This window comes from Mesorhizobium opportunistum WSM2075 (assembly GCF_000176035.2).
Lineage (GTDB): Bacteria > Pseudomonadota > Alphaproteobacteria > Rhizobiales > Rhizobiaceae > Mesorhizobium > Mesorhizobium opportunistum.
Map to the genome: position 1 here is coordinate 6,479,066 of NC_015675.1, position 17,848 is coordinate 6,496,913.

Below are 17,848 nucleotides of genomic sequence, written 5' to 3' on the forward strand. Positions count from 1 at the left end.
CCAGCCCAAATGTTATACCCGCCGATGCGGTGTTGGTAGCGATCGATATCGCCAAGGTCCGCAATGAAGTCCTGATTGAAGCCTCCGGCCACAAGCGCCGCAGCCGGCTGCCGGTTCTCAACACCCGCGCAGAGCATGACCGGCTGATCGAGATTCTGCAGGCGTATTGCCAACCGGTGGTCTGCGGCTTCGAAGCGACGGGCAATTATCATCGCCCTATCGCATGGCGTTTGGCTGAGGCAGGCTTCGAGGTGCGGCTGGTGTCGTCACTGGCGCTCGCCCGAACCCGGGAGGCCTTGCACAACAGTTGGGACAAGAACGATCCCCAGGATGCGCAGGTGATCCTGCACATGCTCAGGATCCAGGCGACGCAGCGCTATCACGATCCGCTGCGCGCCGGAATAAACAACGTACAGGAACTGTCGAAGACGCATGAGGCGATCGCCAGAGCCAAGACCGAGATCCAGCACCGCATCCGGGATCTTGTGATGCGATCTGTGTGCGGTGACCCGCTCCCGTGTCCAGCGATTGCCATGCCCGGTCACCAAGCCGTTGCGGTTGAGAATGCTGGCGATCAGATCATCGCTGGCGATCAGCACCAGTTGCCGGATGGCTGCGATGATATCGGTGGAGGTGCTGCTGCGCTGTCCGCGCCGGCGCTTCGGCAGGCGCAGCTCGGTATGGGTGCCGCCAATCCAATGGATCAGCAGCACGATCTCGGAGGCATGATCGTCGAAATTGGCGACCACCTTCTGAATGACCGTGCGCACGATGCGCTTCTTGAGCCTGGCGTCCGTCGTTGGCGCCGACCAGACAGCCTGAAGGTCTGTGGCCAGCGCCGTGATGCCGTTGCCAACACAGGTGATGGCCTTGGCGTCGCGGCATCATGCGCGGCGATCTTGCTCTCGATCTCACCGACACGGATGAGTGCCTGGTTCCAACTCGCGCCGCAACCGTACCGACCTTGCCGAGGCAGACCTCGGCGACCCTCCGGTCGAAGCCGGCACGCGCGACGCCGCCGGCGGCAGAACGGGCCGAGATCGTCGTCGATCGTCTCTACGCGAGAGCAGCCAAGCGCCGTCAGGCGATCGCGGGTCGCATACTGAAGCATGCTGCTCTCAGGATTGTGCAGGACCTGATGGGCTGACGACTGCACATACAGGATCGCTTTACGCTCCAAACGTCATTTGCCCATCCTGACCCGCGGGTCCTTGCGAGGATCGTGAGCGTCCGGGTGCGGGCGTCGAGATCGCTCCACGTCACTCTGCACATTTTCTCCTGTCACATCGCCGTGCGATCACGAAGCGGATGATGCGACCCATCGGGATCAATTGACGGGGTTGCCCTCGAAGTGGGCTAACAGGCGTCTGATCTCGCCTTCAGTTGATCGGAGGCCGCGCTCGCGGCGATGCGGATCCTCTCTTCCGCCGAATATTGTTTGCGGGTAGCGCGGCCGATGTCCTTAATGAATTTCTCCGCCGGCTCCTTCCGTGGCCTGTATGCGTTAAGCCGAGATTATCTCAATTGGCCCGGACGCCGGCCAGGCTTGGGAGATCATTTTCCTGACGCAAGTGCCTCGATTGCCTGTCGATGCACCTGGTGCGATCTCCAAGCGATCATCTCCTTCCAGTCTGACCCCTGCGGATAGTAGTGCAATTTGGTGACCTGCCGAATCTGCCGGCCCCGCTCGGAATCAACCTCTTCTGGCCGATACATGAATAACCAATGGTCGTCGCGCAGCACCGCCGTATTTAGTTTGTAAGTTCCAAATTCAAGAGCAATGTAGGTGTGCCGGCTCCCCAAGACACGCTCCCAAAATGCGTCTTGGGTCCCAGGTATAATTTCCGCGGAAGAATTCCCTACTTCGGGCGACGTTACAGACGTGCCAAAGATGCGGACGGCTCGCTCATAGCCGCTTAGTCCGGACGACTGCTCGCATTGCAGTTCCCCATAGCCGTAAGGGCCCAGTCCGGTGTGGTAATCTATGATGATAACCTCATCGCGGGCGGCTACGTTGAATTCGTTCGTTATTTCCTCGAGAGTTCGCCTGGCTTCGGTAGGCTCGGTTCCGCCGTAGAACAGGCCGCCCGGATGGGTGTATTGCCCTGATCCTCGCGCCTCCCGAAGTTTCAATTCGCCGTGTCTCGCTTGATATGCCGCGAACGCAATCTCAGCGCGCTTCAATCCCTCCTCGGAAATGTCCGCCGGAACGAAATGCCCGGCCAACTCCTCGTATCCAGGATTCGAGGGGAGCGGTTTGGAAAAGTCGACAAAATTCCGGTTGAGGTCAACCCCCTCCGCAGTAACTCGGCGATCCCAGGCAAAACCGTAGCAATTCAGCGCATGAAGGAAGAGCACGGCCGTGGAGTATGGGAGACGCTTATGAAATTTGGCTTCCAAGAATAGAAGCTGCGCCGCGGACCCGATGCAACCTTCTGGCCCGTGTGTACCGGAAACCAGAACCAAGAGTTTCTTGGCGTCTGCCGGGCCGAAATACGCTGCGTCCGTGTAGAGAGCCTCACCAGAGGGTCCGTTTGTACTGCATCGGTATGCTCGCGACGTCGGCGCAGCCGCCAGGAATTTCTGCCTGGCTTCGAAATAATCGTCAGAAAAGACAACGGAGGCTAGCTCCTTTGCGCTGTCAAGATTCATCGTGCTCAATCTCCCTGCTAATCATTCTGCGGCAGCAACTGAGACCCATGGCTCGATAGTTACCTCTATTTTTATGTGAGATGCCGGGGCTAAAACTTGCGGACAGTGACTATTTATCCGCTATCCTCACGCGCCGAAAGTAACGGAGCCGACAAGCTGATAAACTTTGTAGATGCCGCCAAGAACATGCTTTCGAACTATGACCCGTCGCGGCGATCGACGTCAAATTCAGTTTGCGGATCGACGCTATCTCGTTTTGAGATAACCTCAGAGCGGCCGTGACTTCGCGGTCCCTGCGTCCGCCTGCACAGACCGGTGCTTCTGCTGGGGGTTGAGCGGCGCGAAAAGAGCAGTTAGGCCTCGGCTCAAAACAACCGCTGCGATTTTAATGAGCAGGGTGGTTGCGCCCGGATACCGGCTCTTGCCCAAGGTGAGCCACCAGCGTCGAACGTTTCCACCGCGAAGGCCGGTATCGTGATCGGTGCCGAGATTGACCAAGCCGGCGTTGGCCGCGATGTCATAGACGCCATAGGGAGCGACCTTGCCGTAGTGCGGGGATTTCGAAGTCATGAAAGCGTACGGGCTTCGGATCGCCTTTGCGCCGCAGCTGACGGCCACCATTCTTGAAATCGCCAACCAGTTCCTTTTTTTTGGAATCGACAGAGACGGCCGGTTGGTTGCCATCCCGGAACCGTCTGATCTTCGCGTTGATGTGTTCAAACTGCCTATCACGGTCAGGATGGGCCGCGCGCTCCCGCGTCTTCTTGTTAGCATGAAGGCTGAAGCCGAGTTCCCGCAGTAACCGGCCTACCAATTTCCGGCTTGCAGTGAAGCAGCGCTCAGGCAGAGCGCACACAAGATGACGTTGGCTTCAGCTGACCCACAACAGGACCGCCTCGGGATCGCACGGATCGCCGACCGCACCAGTTCCCTGAGCGCCGCCAAAAGTCCAAGCTCAGTCTCGGTCTTCGGCTTGCGACCGCCTCCCGGTCGACGAATGCGTCCAGTCCAATAGGCACTGCGCGACGCAATTCCCGAAGAGTTCAGCCTCCGTTGCCGCAAACAAGCGTCGGGCGCGCTCATACAAATAGGCGAAAGCGTTTCAAAACGCGCCTTGATCGCGGCAATGTCTATCATCCGCTTTGACCAACTTCTTCGAATGACTGAATCCGACCATACCGACCGCGTCTAGCCCTCAGCCACGCTCTCGACAATCGATCAACCGGAAAGGCACAGCCTCACCTCAAATTCCGATTCGATTGTTTCGCACCGAGCCCATTAGTTGGCCACGAAAAGTAGCTCGCCGCGCCCCGTCGGCCGACCCCGGCCGGTGCGGCGTCGCCACCAGCGAGCATCGATCATAGTGCCGGTTGCGGAACCGGGGACAATGGCATGTGATCGGGCGGCGGCGCCTGCAATGCTAGGCCAAGCTAACGGCGGCCAGCCCGCGCCCTGCGGCCGAAGCGACGACAGCGTCTTAAAGTGATACCACTTCACCCTCCGCGCCAGACGCTCCAGCGCCGCATTCTGACCAACCCGCGCTGAAATCCGCCATTCGCCGGGCCAAACTGCACCGACCCGCCGATGCAGTCCATGAATCACAACCAGGCAATTTTGCATCGATCCCCTATAGGCGAGGCTGGCGGTGTTCAACCATCTAAGTTCTAGATGACTGCGATAATGATAATATTCTTGCCAACTCTTGGCCGACGGGACATGCCCTCTACCGGAACTTGGCCCTGCCCGTCATTCTACCGCAAGCATGGCGGAGTAGGGCCGGTCGCCTGTCTTGCTTTACCCTGGTCGATCGCGGGCCTGGATCTGGAGGTGCGTGTAACCGCGCATGAACTCGCCATACCGAGGAGGGACAGGATGGTCCAAAATGCACCATACCGGCTCCGTCAGCGCTTGACGGCGACCGCTGCGGCTATCGCCAGGTCCGCAAGCGCGGTCTTAGCCACCCCTACGGGCACGGCCGCCCAAACCCCTACGAGTGAGGCTGCCCAAACCCCTACGAGTGAGGCTGCCCAAACGGGCACTGGATGGTCGAAAACGCCCACGAATGAGGCTGCCGAAATTGGCACTGGATGGTTGAACCGGAGCGGGCAGACAGACCAGCCAGTGCCCCTTCCGAAGCCGCGTTACGAAGTAGATGTCGAGAAGGACGTCCGCATACCGATGCATGACGGCGTCGGTCACTATGCCGACATCTATCGTCCACGCGGGGTGGCTGGCCCGCTGCCGACAATCATGATCCGGACGCAATACAATAAGGCGGGCTATCTTCAGCCCAGTCCGTTCAGCCACCGCAGCGTGGCAGTCAGGATGTTTGCCGGCCAGGGCTTCGCGGTCGTTGTGCAGGACCTTCGCGGGCGCTTCCGTTCCGAGGGTACCTTCCATTTAGCTGAAAGCGATGCCATGGACGGCTACGACACGGTCGCCTGGATCGCTTCGCAGTCCTGGTCCAACGGCCGGGTCGGCGGTTACGGCTGCTCTGCTCTCGGCATCACTCAGGTGATGACGTCGCAACGGCGGCCGCCAGCGCTGAAGGCTGTCGTGCCGCAGGGAGCCGCTGGCGCACTGCGGTCGATGCCATGGGATGAACTGGTTTCCGGTGTTCACGATATGGGCTGCACACTGCAGTGGTTTCGCGAGTCGGCCAACCAGCGCCAAGAAGTGCTCAAGAAAGTTGATTATTGGGAGTTGCTGAAGACCCTCCCTGTTGCCGACTTGGGCGACCGGGCCGGCGGCCCGCCCAATGACTGGCGGGATTGGCACTCGCGTGAACTCGGCGGTCCTTGGTGGGGCAAGTTCGGCCTTTTCGATGAGTTCTCGCACCCCGATGTTCCGGCCCTGTTCGTCGATTCTTGGTATGACGGTACGGTTGGAGGCACGCTGGAATTGTTCGACAGGTTCCAGAAGCAGTCGTTGTCAGAGGAAGCGCGGCGGAATCAGTATGTGATCATCTCTCCCACCGGTCATTGCGAAAGCGAACAGGCCCCACCCTACATCGTGGGCCAGCGTGATGTCGGGGACAATCGGCTGGATTGGTGGTCGATCTATTTGCGCTGGTTCAATCATTGGCTGCGCGACGGTCAGGGCGGCTTCGACATGCCGCACGTCCAATACTTTTTGATTGGAGCGAACCAGTGGAAGTCATCCGACAGCTGGCCGCTGCCGGGAACACGCTTTGTGCCCTATTATTTGAGCAGCGGCGGTCATGCGAACACGAGCAAGGGTGACGGCCGGCTATCCACGGCGGCTGCGTCGGGCCCGCCTGACCGTTATCACTATGATCCTGCCGATCCCGTTATCAGCCCTGAGCCCTTCAGAGTCCCCCCGGGTCCGGGCTGCCCTGCCGAGCTTGAGTCCGCCAGCGTGTCAGTGGACCAGCGCCAGACGGATCTGCGAGACGACCGGTTGGTGTTCACCACGGAGCCGCTTCGTTCAGGCATCGAGGTGACCGGTCCGCTGCGCGCCGTGCTCTATGTGTCATCCTCGGCGGTGGACACCGACTTCGTTGTGCAACTGAGTGACGTCTATCCCGATGGGCGGGTCTACAATCTCAGGACCGGTATCGCGCGGGCGCGCTACCGTGAAGGCTACAAGCCGTCTAAATTGATGATCCCAGGCCAAATCTATCCCATAGAGGTGAATCTGCATGCGACCGGCAATTACTTCGCGCCTGGCCACCGCATCCGCGTGCAAGTGTCGAGCAGCAGCTTCCCGCATTTCGGCCGAAACCTGAATACAGGCGGTAACAATTTGACGGAAACCAGGTGGGTCGTGGCAGAGAACACTATCTACCACGATCGCGACCATCCCTCGCAAATCATCCTTCCAATCGTGCCGTGAGGGGTTTTGTCCAACGGCTGAATGGGAGCGCAGGGAGGTCTGACACGAGGCCAATCACGCGGCATGGATTTGGAACTGCTCGGCCAGGGATAAATTCGGATTGAAGGCGAACCTCGCCTGTTGCTCACGCATCATGTCAACCATTTCAATGCCGTTTAGGGTGATCGCGGCTGATGCTGGTGATTTGAACCCGAGCATTGACCGGATGCGGCGCTTTATGCACCGATGGTCCTGTTCGATCCGCTTGTTCAGGCATTTAGTCTTGCGACTCCGGATCGGCTTCAGCCGACGCCCGGAACGATCCTGCAAGCGATTTGTGACGTCACAGGAAACGATAACCTCCTGATTGGTCTTGCTACCATCGATGACGACGTGGACGGGCCGGCCATGATGTGCCAGCGCTTTTTCTGAAGACCCGGTGGGCCGAGAACAAGTCACGATGCTCGCTGAACAGAATTCGACTGCGTCGCCGACACTGTCGATGGCGCGGTAAAGATGCATCCGTACGTCTCGTCGACTTGCCACTTCCCCGTCACGCTACGCTTGGGCCGATCGAAATGCTCCAGCAGTAGCGTGCGAACGGTCAAGCCGCAAATGGTCATCTGGTCGACGGCAATCCTCCGCTCGGCCATCATCTCCTCAAGATCACGCAGGCTGAGATTATAGGCCAGGTACCAGCGCACGCAAAGCAGGATCACTGCCTGGTCGAACTGGCGACCCTTGAACATCTAGTCCTCCGAAAATGTCGATGGGTAATTAAAACGTTGCAACACATCCTTCCTGCTTCGGATTGACCGCCGAGACGCCTGTCATACGTTGCGTCAGATCGCTTATTTCCGTGCGTCAGTCTATTCGAAGCTTCGATTACGGAACATTGCTCGAATTTCAGAATTGAAGCATGTGAGGTGATAGTCAGCTGTTTCCTGCTCGAACCGTTGGTCGCCGGTCGCCCCAGGGTCTGGCGTCTTCCAGATCGCGTGCGACACGGACGAGTGTGGCCTCGTCGCCAAAGCGGCCAACGATCTGAATACCGATCGGCAGCCCGCTGGCGCTCTGTGCCAAAGGCAAGGACACCGAAGGTTGTCCGGTCACATTGAATACGCCAGTATACTGACAAATCGCCGTATCCGCTTCCACGTATTCCTCTGCAGAGACCGCAGGATTCGTGGCAGAATAGATGCCGCCATGCGGCACGGCCACGATTGGCATTGTCGGGGTCAGCAAAATTTCGAACGCATGGATCGCCTCGCCCACGCGGAAACGCATTCTCCGGAGTGCCTCTTGTACGTCCGCCGCTAGGGAAAGAGGCAAGTCTCGGCAAAATTCATACCGTTTTAGGTTGGCCGGCTCTAAGGTGTTCGCGGTGATGCTGCGCCCCATGGCCCGCGCCGCTTTTTCGAGCCCACTCGCAGTCGTCGGGTCGAGATATAGGCTGCTGTATTCGACCGGCTCATATGGCGGGTCGATGTCTTGTACCGTGTGCCCCATCTTCTGCAGAAGCGTTGCCGTCGACTCGACAGCGCGCAGCACTTCCTGATCAAGATTGACCGCGCCCCAACTCGTTCTCGCGACCCCGACCCGCAGACGGCCCGTGGGCTTTAAGAGTTCGTCCACATAGGGACGGTTCGGTTGGACGATGATAAACGGATCGCCGGGATGGGGACCGGAAAAGACGTCCAGCGCCGCGGCCATGTCGCGGACTGTTCGACACAGAATAAACTCGCGGGTGAGACCATACGAACGGTCTTGATTGTTGGGACCGCCTGAAACACGTCCCCTGGACGGATTAAGTCCGACGAGGCCGCACCATGACGCGGGGATGCGAATTGACCCGCCGCCATCACTGCCGTGGGCAATAGGTGTGATGCCGGCGGCCACAGCCGCTGCCGCTCCCCCGGAGGAGCCCCCCGCGGCGCGTTCCAGATCCCATGGATTGCCGGTGACGCCACTGAGAATGGACTCTGTCATTACGGAAGAGCCAAGCTCGGGAGTTGTTGTCCTTCCTATAGTTCGAAGCCCGGCCTCCCGAGCGCGACGAAAAAAATAGCTGTCGGTATCGGGCCGGCAGCCTTTGAACAGTCGGCTTCCTTTTTCCTGGAGGCGGCCAGCTTCGGCGGCACCGATATCCTTCCGAAGGAACGGCACGCCATGGAAGAGCCCTCCGTCCGCGCCGGCAACGGTTTCAGCATCTTCGTAGAATTCCATCACAGCGTTGATCTGCCGATTGACCTCGTCGTGCGCCTCGCGGGCTAGCCGCATCAATTCCGAGGGCGTCACTTCGCCGGCAGCGACAAGAGAGGCCAAACCGGTGGCATCGTACTCTGCGTATTCACTCACCCTCATTGCAGCTATCCTTTCTCCTCTGCCTCGTGTCAGCGAGAGAGGGCCGTGGCACGCACAGCGCGGTTTGAATTTTCAATTAGTACTAAATCCAACTGGAAAACAGCGGTCGTTTTCCAATGGTAGTGGAGTGCAAATCTCAATTTGGACGACACCCACAATCGATCTCGCGCCAGGCCGCAGTCAAATACAGTTTTGCGATTCGATTCATCTGAAATTCAGATCGCAAATCGACTATAGCGCCCTGTTGCGGATCCTGGGCCTGGTGATGGGGATCTGTCCAAACTGTTGGATCACCCCGATGAGGCAGGAAGAGAATAAGCAGAGAACTTTGAGAGGGTACGAGGGAGTTTAGGACGGCCGACGAAACGTTGAATCTCCCGTCTTTGCGGCCGAGATTCAGCGACTAACGCCAACCTGGAACTGATGACCGTGCACCTGCTTCTCATAGCTCTGCGTGTGAATCTTACGGATAGGCCGGTGCTGAGCGACAGGCAACTCACGGCCGGCCGCGGCTGCGGCCATAATAACGTCAATACTTTTCGGGTCGTCCCATCGAACCGGTCCATGGTGCTGGTAGTCGAGGTCTGCTTCCTTGCAAGGACAAAATTGGAGTTGACCCCTGCTGCCACTCTCACCTCAGAAGCCGGCGGCATGTCTCGGCTCCATAAGGCAGCACCTCAGCGGCCAAGGCGACGTGATTCAGTTTGGCAGCGCCATGTTGTCAAGTTCACGCGACAGCCCTGAGGGTGAGAGGAAATCGAATTCGACGCTAATCCGGCTTTAGCCCCTCAAGACCTGCTCAATGAACGAGCCAGGCCGCGTTGACTCAAACGAAACGGCCACCAGGAAAACGCGGCTAGGTTCATACCGATTTCAATGGCGAGTTCGCAATGTCTAGGGCCATGATTTTGGCGAACCAGAGCCGATTGGCTGAGTTACTCGACCATAATCCGAATGGCCCATCCTATTGAAGCCTTAGATGATGGCTTACGCGTAGAAGGCGAAATACGGCGGCATGGGGAGACGGTAATCACTGCGCATTATTTGCCATCATGCCTGGTGCCGTAGCGGATCGTGTTGGAATTCGGCGGAGCAGCCTCGGTAGGTTGAGATTATCGGTTCATGCGGCGAGGTCAATCTGTTGATCGAGCGGCTTGGCGGGGAGCGTGTGCCAACCGTCGATCTTTCGCATTGAGATCTGGCCGGCGCCATCAACGCCCATAACAACATTGCCGCCGTTTCGGCCGAAGGCAGCACGGTCTGTTGGTGTGGACGGCCCCCAGCACGGCATCGATCTGCCAGAGTGAGGTCGTTAAAGATCTCAAGCAAAGGAGGCCGTCCGTGGATCAGATTATTCGAACTGGGATGGACACGTCAAAGCACGTGTTTCAGCTGCATGGGGCGAACGCCGCTGAAGAGCCGACATTGCGCAAGAAACTTCGACGCAAGGAGGTGGTGGCCTTCTTCGAGAAGCTGCCGCTCGGGTGCCTCGTTGCGGTCATGGATGATTGAGTTCGCCGTTTCGGGTGCCGGTCAAGGGGGGCGCGGCTTGCTTTCGCATGCTGTCACCCTGGAGCACGATGCGGTGGGCGTTGTGATCGAGTCTGTCGAGAAGGGGCATCGCCGACGGTGGCGTCACCGCCTTCAACTTACCGGAGAAAGCATGCCACGCCGCTGGAGGCGCTGGAGGTCTTCTGTTCGGATATGGCAACGGATGACATGGCCCGGCTGCACCTCGTTCTGCGGCGGCTCCAGGGTCTCACAGATTGCGCCAAGCTTGCGTGGGCACCGGTTATGGAAGACGCACCCCTTGGGCGGGTTGGCCGCGGAGGGGATCTCTCCAGAGAGGCGAATGCGGGTATTCTGGGCACCGTCGAGTTGGGGGACCGCCGAAAGAAGCGCTTCGGTATAGGGGTGGTTTGGTCCTTCGAACACGCTCTCCGATGGCCCCATCTCCATGATCCGCCCGAGGTAGAGCACGGCAATTCGGTCGGAAAGATACCGAACGACGCCAAGATCGTGAGAGATGAATAGGTAGCTGACATTCCGCTCTACCTGAAGGTCTGCGAGCAGATTCAGGATCGCCGCCTGCACTGAGACGTCGAGCGCCGACGTAGGCTCGTCGCAGACCAAAACGCGAGGGTCGCCGGCGAAACTGCGCGCTATGGCGACGCGCTGCTTGAGCCCACCGGAAAGCTGGCGCGGACGGAGCGATAGATGTCGAGGCGTCAGGCGGACTGCGGCCACGAGCGCATTGAGACGGCCAGTCAAGTCGGCGCCACGATAGCCGCCGAGCTTTCGCAACGCGCGGCCAATGATCCGAGAGACCGAATGCGAGCGGTTCAGCGCTGAATCCGGATTCTGAAAGACGATCTGCACCGCTTTCACCTCTTCATCTCGGCGCCGATCGAGACTGGCGGCCAGAGGCCTGCCGTCAAGCTCGATGGCCCCGCCGGGATCCGGCGGCACCAAGCCCAAGAGCATTCGCGCTAGCGTCGTTTTGCCGGAGCCAGACTCACCGACCAGACCTAGTGTTTCCCCAGGCAGAAGACTTAGCGAAACACCGGCGACCGCACGGATCGCGTGGCTCCCCTGACCATAAGTTTTCGAGAGATTGCTAACCCGAAGTACCGGCGCGGCCCCCCACGAAGACTTTAGATTTACAAGATCGCTTGGCGTACTCCGCGGAATATTGACGGCCCGATCCGGGTAGTGGCAACGCACGAGTCTACCGCAATCTTCCCGCAGTTCCGGCACTTCCGCGCGACACCGGTCGTCGGCGATCGCACAGCGCTCCGCGAAGGGGCAACCGGAGATCAGCGCGCCGGGCGCGGGTAGAAAACCCGGAATGTTATCGAGCCGTCGCTGGTCCTTTCGCTGCCCGCCCCGAGGTAGGCAACGCAAGAGCGAGACAGTGTAGGGATGGCGTGGAGAACTCAATATCTCACGGGTCAGCCCTTCCTCAACCAGCATCCCTGCATAGAGGACACCGACGCGATCGGACATCTTGGCCACCACGGCGAGGTTGTGGCTGATGAACAAGATTGAGGTGCCGAGCTCGCGCCGAAGATCGGAGATGAGGTCGAGGGCCTCAGCCTCCACGGTGGCGTCAAGGCCGGTCGTGGGCTCGTCCAGAATCAGCATCTTCGGATCGCTCGCCAGTGCCATGGCAATCGTCACCCGTTGCTGCATGCCTCCCGAAAGTTGATGTGGATAGCGCATCATAACCGAGCCGGGATCGGCGATGCGCACCTTTTGCAGCATCTCTAGCGAACGCATTTCGCGCTCGGCAGAAGGGACGCCCATCACCTCGAACACCTCGCCCAACTGACACCCCACTTTCAGCGACGGGTTTAGCGCTTTGCTGGGATCCTGGTAGACCATCGAGACAGTTCCTGCTCGCAGGTGCCTGAGCGCCTCGGGCCCGAGCCGCATTACATCCGTCCCGTCGAGCATCACCGCCCCGCCGGTGATCTTCCCGTTCCGCGGAAGGTACCGAACCACCGCCAGTGCCACGGTGGACTTGCCACAACCGCTTTCGCCGACGAGCCCATAAGCCTCACCCGGCGCAATCTGCAGACTAACATCGCGCAGCACGGCGCGGTCCCGCCCACCAGACCGGTAAGCGACGGAGAGGCGATCGAGGTGAAGTGCGGGTTCAGCCATCGAGCGCTCCATGCAGCCCTTCGGCCATTAGATTTACCCCGATTACCAGGCTGGCGATGGCCAATGCATCGAATAGCACTGTCCACCAAAAGCCGCCGCCGATCATTCCGTAGTTGGTCGCGATCGACAGCCCCCAATCCGGCGAAGGTGGCTGCAGGCCGAAGCCAATGAAACTCAACGTGGCGACTGCGAAGATTGCATAACCGAGACGCACGGCGGATTCGACGAGAATGGGTGGGAGTATGTTAGGTAAGATTTCGACGAACATGATATGGGCGGCGTTCTCGCGGCGGAGCGTCGCGGCAGCGACGTATTCAAGATCGCGTTCCGACAAGACGGCGGAGCGGACCGTGCGGGCGATGCTTGGCGCGTAGGACAATCCGATAACGAGAATCACGGACGTCTGCGAGTTGCCCAACGCAACGATGATCAGCAAGGCAATGATGAGCGTGGGGAGCGCCAACACCGCCTCGAGTAGACGGGAGACGACATCATCGATCATTCCACGAAAGTAGCCCGTCACTAGCCCCAGCGCTGTTCCCAATAATGTAGCGAGGCAGGTGGCGACCGGAGCTACGATCAGGATATCGCGCGATCCAAGGAAAACGCGCGAGAAAATGTCGCGCCCAAGTTGATCCGTGCCGAACCAATGCTCGGTAGAAGGGGGGGCGAGCACATTCATGATGTCAGCGGCAAACGGGTCGTGAGGCACGAAATAGCGACCAAATAACGCACAGACGACCCAGTACGCGAGAATGGCGGAGCCGAACAAAAACGGGCCCGAGCCTAACAGCGCGCTCCGCACCGTAGGCTGGCAACTAGAAGAAGCGGTCAGGTCGGCCATTACTCAGCCCCGAGACGGATTCGGGGATTGAGCAGCGCATAAAGCAGATCTGCAACCATAGTCGCTACCACTAAGGCGATGCCAGTCACTAGCACCCCCGCCTGCAGCATCGGGAAGTCCTTGCTCTGCGCGGCAGAGAAAATAAGCAATCCAACTCCTTGGTAGCCGAATAGTTTCTCCGTCACCAACAGGCCGCCAATCAGAAAAGCAGTCTGAGTCGCAATAACTGTGATCGTCGGCAAGAGCGCATTCCGCAGCACATGCCTCCAGATGACCTTCCGCCAGGGCAGGCCTTTTAGAACGGCAGTGCGGGTGTAGTCGGAATCAAGCGCATCGAGCGTTCCTGCACGGGCCATCCGTGCGATATAGGCGAAAAGCCCCAGCACCAACGGCATCGCCGGCAGAATAAGATAATAAAGTTGTGTCAGCGGCCCTGCACCATCCGGCCAGGCGGCGGAAACCGGCAGCCAACGCAGCCAAACGCCGAAAATCAGGATCAGCACGATTCCAGTGACGAATTCCGGGAGCACAGTTACCGAGAGACCGCCAAGGGTAATGATGCGATCAACTGGACGGTTCACGTTTAGCGCTGCCACTATCCCGCCGAGAATACTGAGTGGCACGACGACAGCGAATGCCACCGCGGCTAGCTTCAACGACTGGCCCAGTGCCGCTTTCACAACGAGGGCTACCGGGCTACGATAGACAAGGGACTCTCCCATGTCGCCGTGCAGGAAGCGCCCTAGCCAAGAGCCGTACTGGACGAGTAACGGCCTGTCCACACCGAGCCGGTGGTTCAGCGCATCCACCGCTTGTTGATCGGCGAAGGGGCCAAGAATGGCCCGCCCCACGTTGCCCGGCAGTACCTGCCCGCCGAAAAACACGAGCAGGCTCAGCACGAAGAGTGTAATTATTGCATAGGTAAAGCGCCGGGCAAGGAAACGTTTCATCGGGGTCCGCTTCTTAAATGATGTACCTGTACGGCGAGGCAGCTAATGCTGCCCTCGCCGAGCCAACGTTATGTCTTTCCCGCATCCTGTAAGAACAATTGCCCGATGGCTGTTGGCTGGACGCCAACGACGCCCTTCTTGGTCGCGATCAGGTAGTCATAGAAGTAGCCGAACAGCAGCGGCGTTTCTTCAAGCAGTAGCCGCTGAATCTTGCCTGCACCCGCCCGCTGCGCCTCCAAATCGAGCGAGGCCGTGTAGCTGTTGACGAGGTTGTCATATTCCTTGTTCTTGAACTTGGCCGGATTATAAATGCCGTCGCTCATCAATAGCGATTGGAGGAGAACGTTCGGTACGCCGCGGTGGCCGAAGTCGCCAATGCCCATCACCGAGTCGAGCCACGGCGATTTGCCGGGGATCACATCGCCATAAAAGGCACTCCGGTCCATGATGTCGAGCTTGAGCTCGACGCCGATCTCCTTCACCCAGTTCTGTAAGAGCTGGGCATAGGCCGGAATTTCCAGATATTGCGGGGCGGCAAGCGTCACCTGAAAGCCCTTCTCCATCCCCGCCGCCTTCATCAACTCTTTGGCCTTGCGGATGTCCTGGTTGCGCTGCGGCACGGTCGGATCGGTCATGGGATAGACTTTGGCGAAGGGGCTATCGTTGCCGACTTCGGCGCGGCCTTTCATCAGGCCCTTTACGAACTTCTCGCGATCCAAACACAGCGCCACCGCCTGACGGACACGTGGATCCCCGAATGGATCCGAGTCACAGTGCATGTGGACTGGCTGGTTCGCAGTGGATTTTAAGCTAACGATGTCAACGCTCGGGTCGCCTAGCAGTGCCACACCGTCGAGCACGGAGAACTGGTTGACGATGTCGACCTGCCCGGCCTGCAGCGCAAAGATTTGCGCCCGGATATCCTTGAAGAAGATGAATTCTGTTTTCGCCGGCAGCGCCTTTAGTCCCCAATAATCATCATTGCGGACGAAACTCGCGCCGACGTTGCGAGTGAACTTCTCGATCTTGAAAGGACCAGTGGCGTCCCAACTTTCCTCGAAATTTCCCGAATAGCCCGCCGGCAAGATAATAGCATTGTAGTTGTCGGACGACACCAAGTAAGGGAAACTGCCGCTCGCGCTGTCGAGATGGAACTCGACTGTGTAGTCGTCCACCTTTCGGGTGCCGCCCTTTTGCAAAATGCCCTTGAAGACGGAAAGCGCGTTTGACGAATTCTTTGGATCCGCCAGTCGATCCATAGTGGCGACGACATCATCGGCCTTCATCTCGCCGCCAGAATGGAACTTAACGCCTTTTTGTAGCGTGAACGTCCAAACGGTGCCGTCCTGGTTAGGGTTCCAGCTTGTCGCAAGACAGGGCTTCAGCACAAGGTCTGGCCCGTCGATGCAGAGGAACTCACCGACCTGATTGAGCATCAGGACCCCCCCCGTGTCGCCATTCAGGACGGGGTCGACCACGGTCTGCGGCGCATCGCAAGCAACTCGAATGGTGGAACCGGGTTGGACGGCCGCTCTCGCTACGGACGGTGTTGCGCCGAGGCCAACCACCAGCGTAGCCTGGCCAAGAAACGGCAGGGACAGGCCAAGCACACTGCCGTGCCGCAAAAACTCGCGACGACTGACGCGGCCATCGACGTGGCCATCGATCAGGTGGTTCTCGATCGGCGTTAGGCCAGAGCGAAGACCATCGAGCAAGTAAGTGTTTCGTGTCACAGCGGTTCCCCTTTTTCTCAACGTTGATCGTGCACCTGCGTTTACGCCCGGTTCCGATGTCGTCGGGAACCCACTGAGCGATTCCTATGGACTTCCGTCCCGACGCCGTTTTCCGCGTCTACTAGCCTTAGCTTCCTGCGGCGAGTGCCACCTTGACGAGGTCACAAGTGGCCCAAGCTTGAACGAGGCTTCTTCATTTTTTGATGATCAATTGCGCGGCGGCTCGGAGCAAATACAGTTATTTTATGCTCATCATCTGGGAACGAGATGGCCCAGGTCGCCACTGGGACAATGGGTCACCCTTCAGCACATTGCACGGTCAAACTGGGTCCCGCTTCGCCCTCGTTGCAGAAGGCCCCAACGTGTCCAGGACAACTGATTTGCTCCACTTTCCCGCGCCGACGGGCCCTCAGCGTGGAAGGCGGAGCTTTCCGATGTTAAAGCCCGTTCGTTTGATGACGCGCTCGTCTTGTGCAATCTGCTGATGCGGGAAGCGGGCTCCAAATCGACCGTTCGCTGGGTCTGGGCTTCATCGCTCGGCAAGATCAAGAACGGAGAGACGATCCGGATCGGCTTCTCCAACGAGATTCCCTGGGCCTATCCGCGCGACAACAAAGAGCCGCTCGGCTTGGTCAATACGACGCTCGACATTCTGAAGAAGATGGGCATCACCAAGGTCGAGCCGATCGTGACGGAATGGGGCTCGCTCGTCCCTAGCCTGCAGGACGGTCGCTTCGACATCATCACCGGCGGCATGTTCATCCTGCCCAAGCGACTGCAGCAACGTGCCGACAACCGATCCGATCGCCAAGATACGAGTGAGCTGTCTTAGAGTCCGTTTTGAATTCAGGGATGAGTGTTTCTGCGGATAAGATTGCCGGCCATAGCGACGAGGATCATGGCTTGCGAGACATCGATGCGCTGCTCGTAGTCGCGCACGAGGCGGCGCCATCTTGTCATCCAGCCGAAGGTGCGCTCGACAACCCAGCGGCGGGGCAGGATCTGGAAGCCCTTCTGGTCGTCGGATCGGCGGATGATCTCTACCACGAAGTCCAGATAGGCGGCCTTATCCGGTCGTAGGCGCCGTCGGCGAACAGATGCTTCACCCAGGGCCAGCGCTTGCGGATACCATCCAGAATCGCCTGAGCGCCGGCGCTGTCGGAGATGTCGGCGGTGGTGAGGTTGACCATCAAGAGCCACCCATCCGTATCGACGGCAACGTGTCGCTTGCAGCCGACAATCTTCTTGCCGGCGTCGCAACCTCTTGTTTCCGCTTGCGGGCCTCGACCGACTGGCTGTCGATCACGCCAGCCGTGGGACTGGCCTCGCGCCCGGCCCGCTCGCGATCCAGCATCAGCGCCACGTCTTGGATGGTCTGGAAAGCGCCGCGCCAACTCGCGAAACCAGCCGTAGACCGTCTGCCAGGCGCCGAAATGGATCGGCAGCATCCGCCAGCCGCAACCCGAGCGCACAAGGTAGCGCACCGCGTTGATCACCTCACGGAATTCAACCTCGCGCGGACGACCGCGACGCCCAGGCTTGGGCATCAGCGGCGCGATCTGTTCCCACTCCTCGTCCGTCAGATCGGACGGGTAGCGCTTGGTCTTCTTGGCGATCTTGGCCATCCGGCCACGGCTCTGTTCGGTCCACATCCCCAGCTTGAATCACAAACCAGCCTCAGACGAAATCCCAATTTTTCCGATTTTCCAAACGGCCTCTAACGGCTATCACGTTCATCGCGAACGAACCGTAGTTAGTTGGCAAGCGCACCGGCTTCCTGCAGGGCGTCCTAGAGAATAGGGTTG

General features: G+C 59.1%; 9 protein-coding genes and 6 pseudogenes. 5 read left to right on the forward strand and 10 right to left on the reverse strand.

Going from position 1 to position 17,848, the window contains the following annotated elements; all coding sequences use genetic code 11:
• Positions 1 to 14: 14 nt before the first annotated feature.
• A pseudogene (locus MESOP_RS34385) lies at positions 15 to 476 on the forward strand (IS110 family transposase); the annotation flags it as partial.
• A gap of 410 nt (positions 477 to 886) precedes the next feature.
• Positions 887 to 1,147 (forward strand): hypothetical protein, encoded by a 261-nt coding sequence (locus tag MESOP_RS35925; RefSeq protein WP_041163552.1) that lies wholly within the window; start codon positions 887 to 889, stop codon positions 1,145 to 1,147.
• Positions 1,148 to 1,554: 407 nt separating this feature from the next.
• Here MESOP_RS35925 and MESOP_RS31125 read toward each other — a convergent pair whose 3' ends face one another.
• Together MESOP_RS31125 and MESOP_RS36885 are read right to left on the reverse strand one after the other, a co-directional pair.
• Positions 1,555 to 2,652, reverse strand: coding sequence for a DUF2817 domain-containing protein (locus tag MESOP_RS31125; protein ID WP_013533436.1), 1,098 nt, complete (start codon positions 2,650 to 2,652; stop codon positions 1,555 to 1,557).
• A 387-nt stretch (positions 2,653 to 3,039) separates the two neighbouring features.
• A pseudogene (locus MESOP_RS36885) lies at positions 3,040 to 3,789 on the reverse strand (ISAzo13 family transposase); the annotation flags it as partial.
• Positions 3,790 to 4,830: 1,041 nt separating this feature from the next.
• On the opposite strand from MESOP_RS36885, the gene MESOP_RS31140 reads away from it, so the two are divergent.
• Positions 4,831 to 6,507 carry a CocE/NonD family hydrolase gene (locus MESOP_RS31140; RefSeq protein ID WP_245262918.1) on the forward strand — a complete coding sequence of 559 codons (1,677 nt, stop codon included), beginning with the start codon at positions 4,831 to 4,833 and terminating at the stop codon, positions 6,505 to 6,507.
• A gap of 54 nt (positions 6,508 to 6,561) precedes the next feature.
• On the opposite strand, the pseudogene MESOP_RS31145 reads toward MESOP_RS31140, so the two are convergent.
• The 3 genes and pseudogenes from MESOP_RS31145 to MESOP_RS35395 all read right to left on the reverse strand — a co-directional run.
• Positions 6,562 to 7,235, reverse strand: a pseudogene (locus MESOP_RS31145) (IS6 family transposase).
• Positions 7,236 to 7,419: 184 nt separating this feature from the next.
• Positions 7,420 to 8,850, reverse strand: coding sequence for an amidase (locus tag MESOP_RS31150; protein WP_013533439.1), 1,431 nt, complete (start codon positions 8,848 to 8,850; stop codon positions 7,420 to 7,422).
• Positions 8,851 to 9,970: 1,120 nt separating this feature from the next.
• Positions 9,971 to 10,113, reverse strand: a pseudogene (locus MESOP_RS35395) (IS256 family transposase); the annotation flags it as partial.
• 78 nt (positions 10,114 to 10,191) lie between these two features.
• On the opposite strand from MESOP_RS35395, the pseudogene MESOP_RS35400 reads away from it, so the two are divergent.
• A pseudogene (locus MESOP_RS35400) lies at positions 10,192 to 10,326 on the forward strand (IS110 family transposase); the annotation flags it as partial.
• A gap of 168 nt (positions 10,327 to 10,494) precedes the next feature.
• Here MESOP_RS35400 and MESOP_RS31160 read toward each other — a convergent pair.
• The 4 genes from MESOP_RS31160 to MESOP_RS31175 all read right to left on the reverse strand — a co-directional run bounded on the left by MESOP_RS31160 (position 10,495) and on the right by MESOP_RS31175 (position 16,043).
• Positions 10,495 to 12,516, reverse strand: a complete 2,022-nt coding sequence (locus tag MESOP_RS31160) for an ABC transporter ATP-binding protein (protein ID WP_013533440.1) — start codon at positions 12,514 to 12,516, stop codon at positions 10,495 to 10,497.
• Positions 12,509 to 13,360, reverse strand: coding sequence for an ABC transporter permease (locus MESOP_RS31165; protein ID WP_013533441.1), 852 nt, complete (start codon positions 13,358 to 13,360; stop codon positions 12,509 to 12,511). Before MESOP_RS31165 ends, MESOP_RS31160 begins: the two co-directional genes overlap by 8 nt.
• Positions 13,360 to 14,310, reverse strand: a complete 951-nt coding sequence (locus MESOP_RS31170; RefSeq protein WP_013533442.1) for an ABC transporter permease — start codon at positions 14,308 to 14,310, stop codon at positions 13,360 to 13,362. Before MESOP_RS31170 ends, MESOP_RS31165 begins: the two co-directional genes overlap by 1 nt.
• A 68-nt stretch (positions 14,311 to 14,378) precedes the next feature.
• Complete coding sequence (locus tag MESOP_RS31175) at positions 14,379 to 16,043, reverse strand: ABC transporter substrate-binding protein (RefSeq protein WP_013533443.1); 1,665 nt, start codon at positions 16,041 to 16,043, stop codon at positions 14,379 to 14,381.
• 484 nt (positions 16,044 to 16,527) lie between these two features.
• Here MESOP_RS31175 and MESOP_RS31180 point away from each other — a divergent pair, with 484 nt between their 5' ends.
• The gene (locus tag MESOP_RS31180) at positions 16,528 to 16,875 is read left to right on the forward strand and encodes a transporter substrate-binding domain-containing protein (protein ID WP_013533444.1); all 348 of its coding nucleotides are present in this window, start codon (positions 16,528 to 16,530) and stop codon (positions 16,873 to 16,875) included.
• Between the two features lie 14 nt (positions 16,876 to 16,889).
• Here the strand turns inward: MESOP_RS31180 and MESOP_RS31185 are convergent.
• Positions 16,890 to 17,695: pseudogene (locus MESOP_RS31185) on the reverse strand (IS5 family transposase).
• Between the last annotated feature and the right edge of the window lie 153 nt (positions 17,696 to 17,848).

Excerpts from the sequence above, each read along its gene's own strand:
- MESOP_RS35925 (WP_041163552.1), top strand. The coding sequence starts at position 887 with ATGCGCGGCGATCTTGCTCTCGATCTCACCGACACGGATGAGTGCCTG.
- MESOP_RS31125 (WP_013533436.1), bottom strand. The coding sequence starts at position 2,652 with ATGAATCTTGACAGCGCAAAGGAGCTAGCCTCCGTTGTCTTTTCTGAC.
- MESOP_RS31140 (WP_245262918.1), top strand. The coding sequence starts at position 4,831 with ATGCATGACGGCGTCGGTCACTATGCCGACATCTATCGTCCACGCGGG.
- MESOP_RS31150 (WP_013533439.1), bottom strand. The coding sequence starts at position 8,850 with ATGAGGGTGAGTGAATACGCAGAGTACGATGCCACCGGTTTGGCCTCT.
- MESOP_RS31160 (WP_013533440.1), bottom strand. The coding sequence starts at position 12,516 with ATGGCTGAACCCGCACTTCACCTCGATCGCCTCTCCGTCGCTTACCGG.
- MESOP_RS31165 (WP_013533441.1), bottom strand. The coding sequence starts at position 13,360 with ATGGCCGACCTGACCGCTTCTTCTAGTTGCCAGCCTACGGTGCGGAGC.
- MESOP_RS31170 (WP_013533442.1), bottom strand. The coding sequence starts at position 14,310 with ATGAAACGTTTCCTTGCCCGGCGCTTTACCTATGCAATAATTACACTC.
- MESOP_RS31180 (WP_013533444.1), top strand. The coding sequence starts at position 16,528 with ATGCGGGAAGCGGGCTCCAAATCGACCGTTCGCTGGGTCTGGGCTTCA.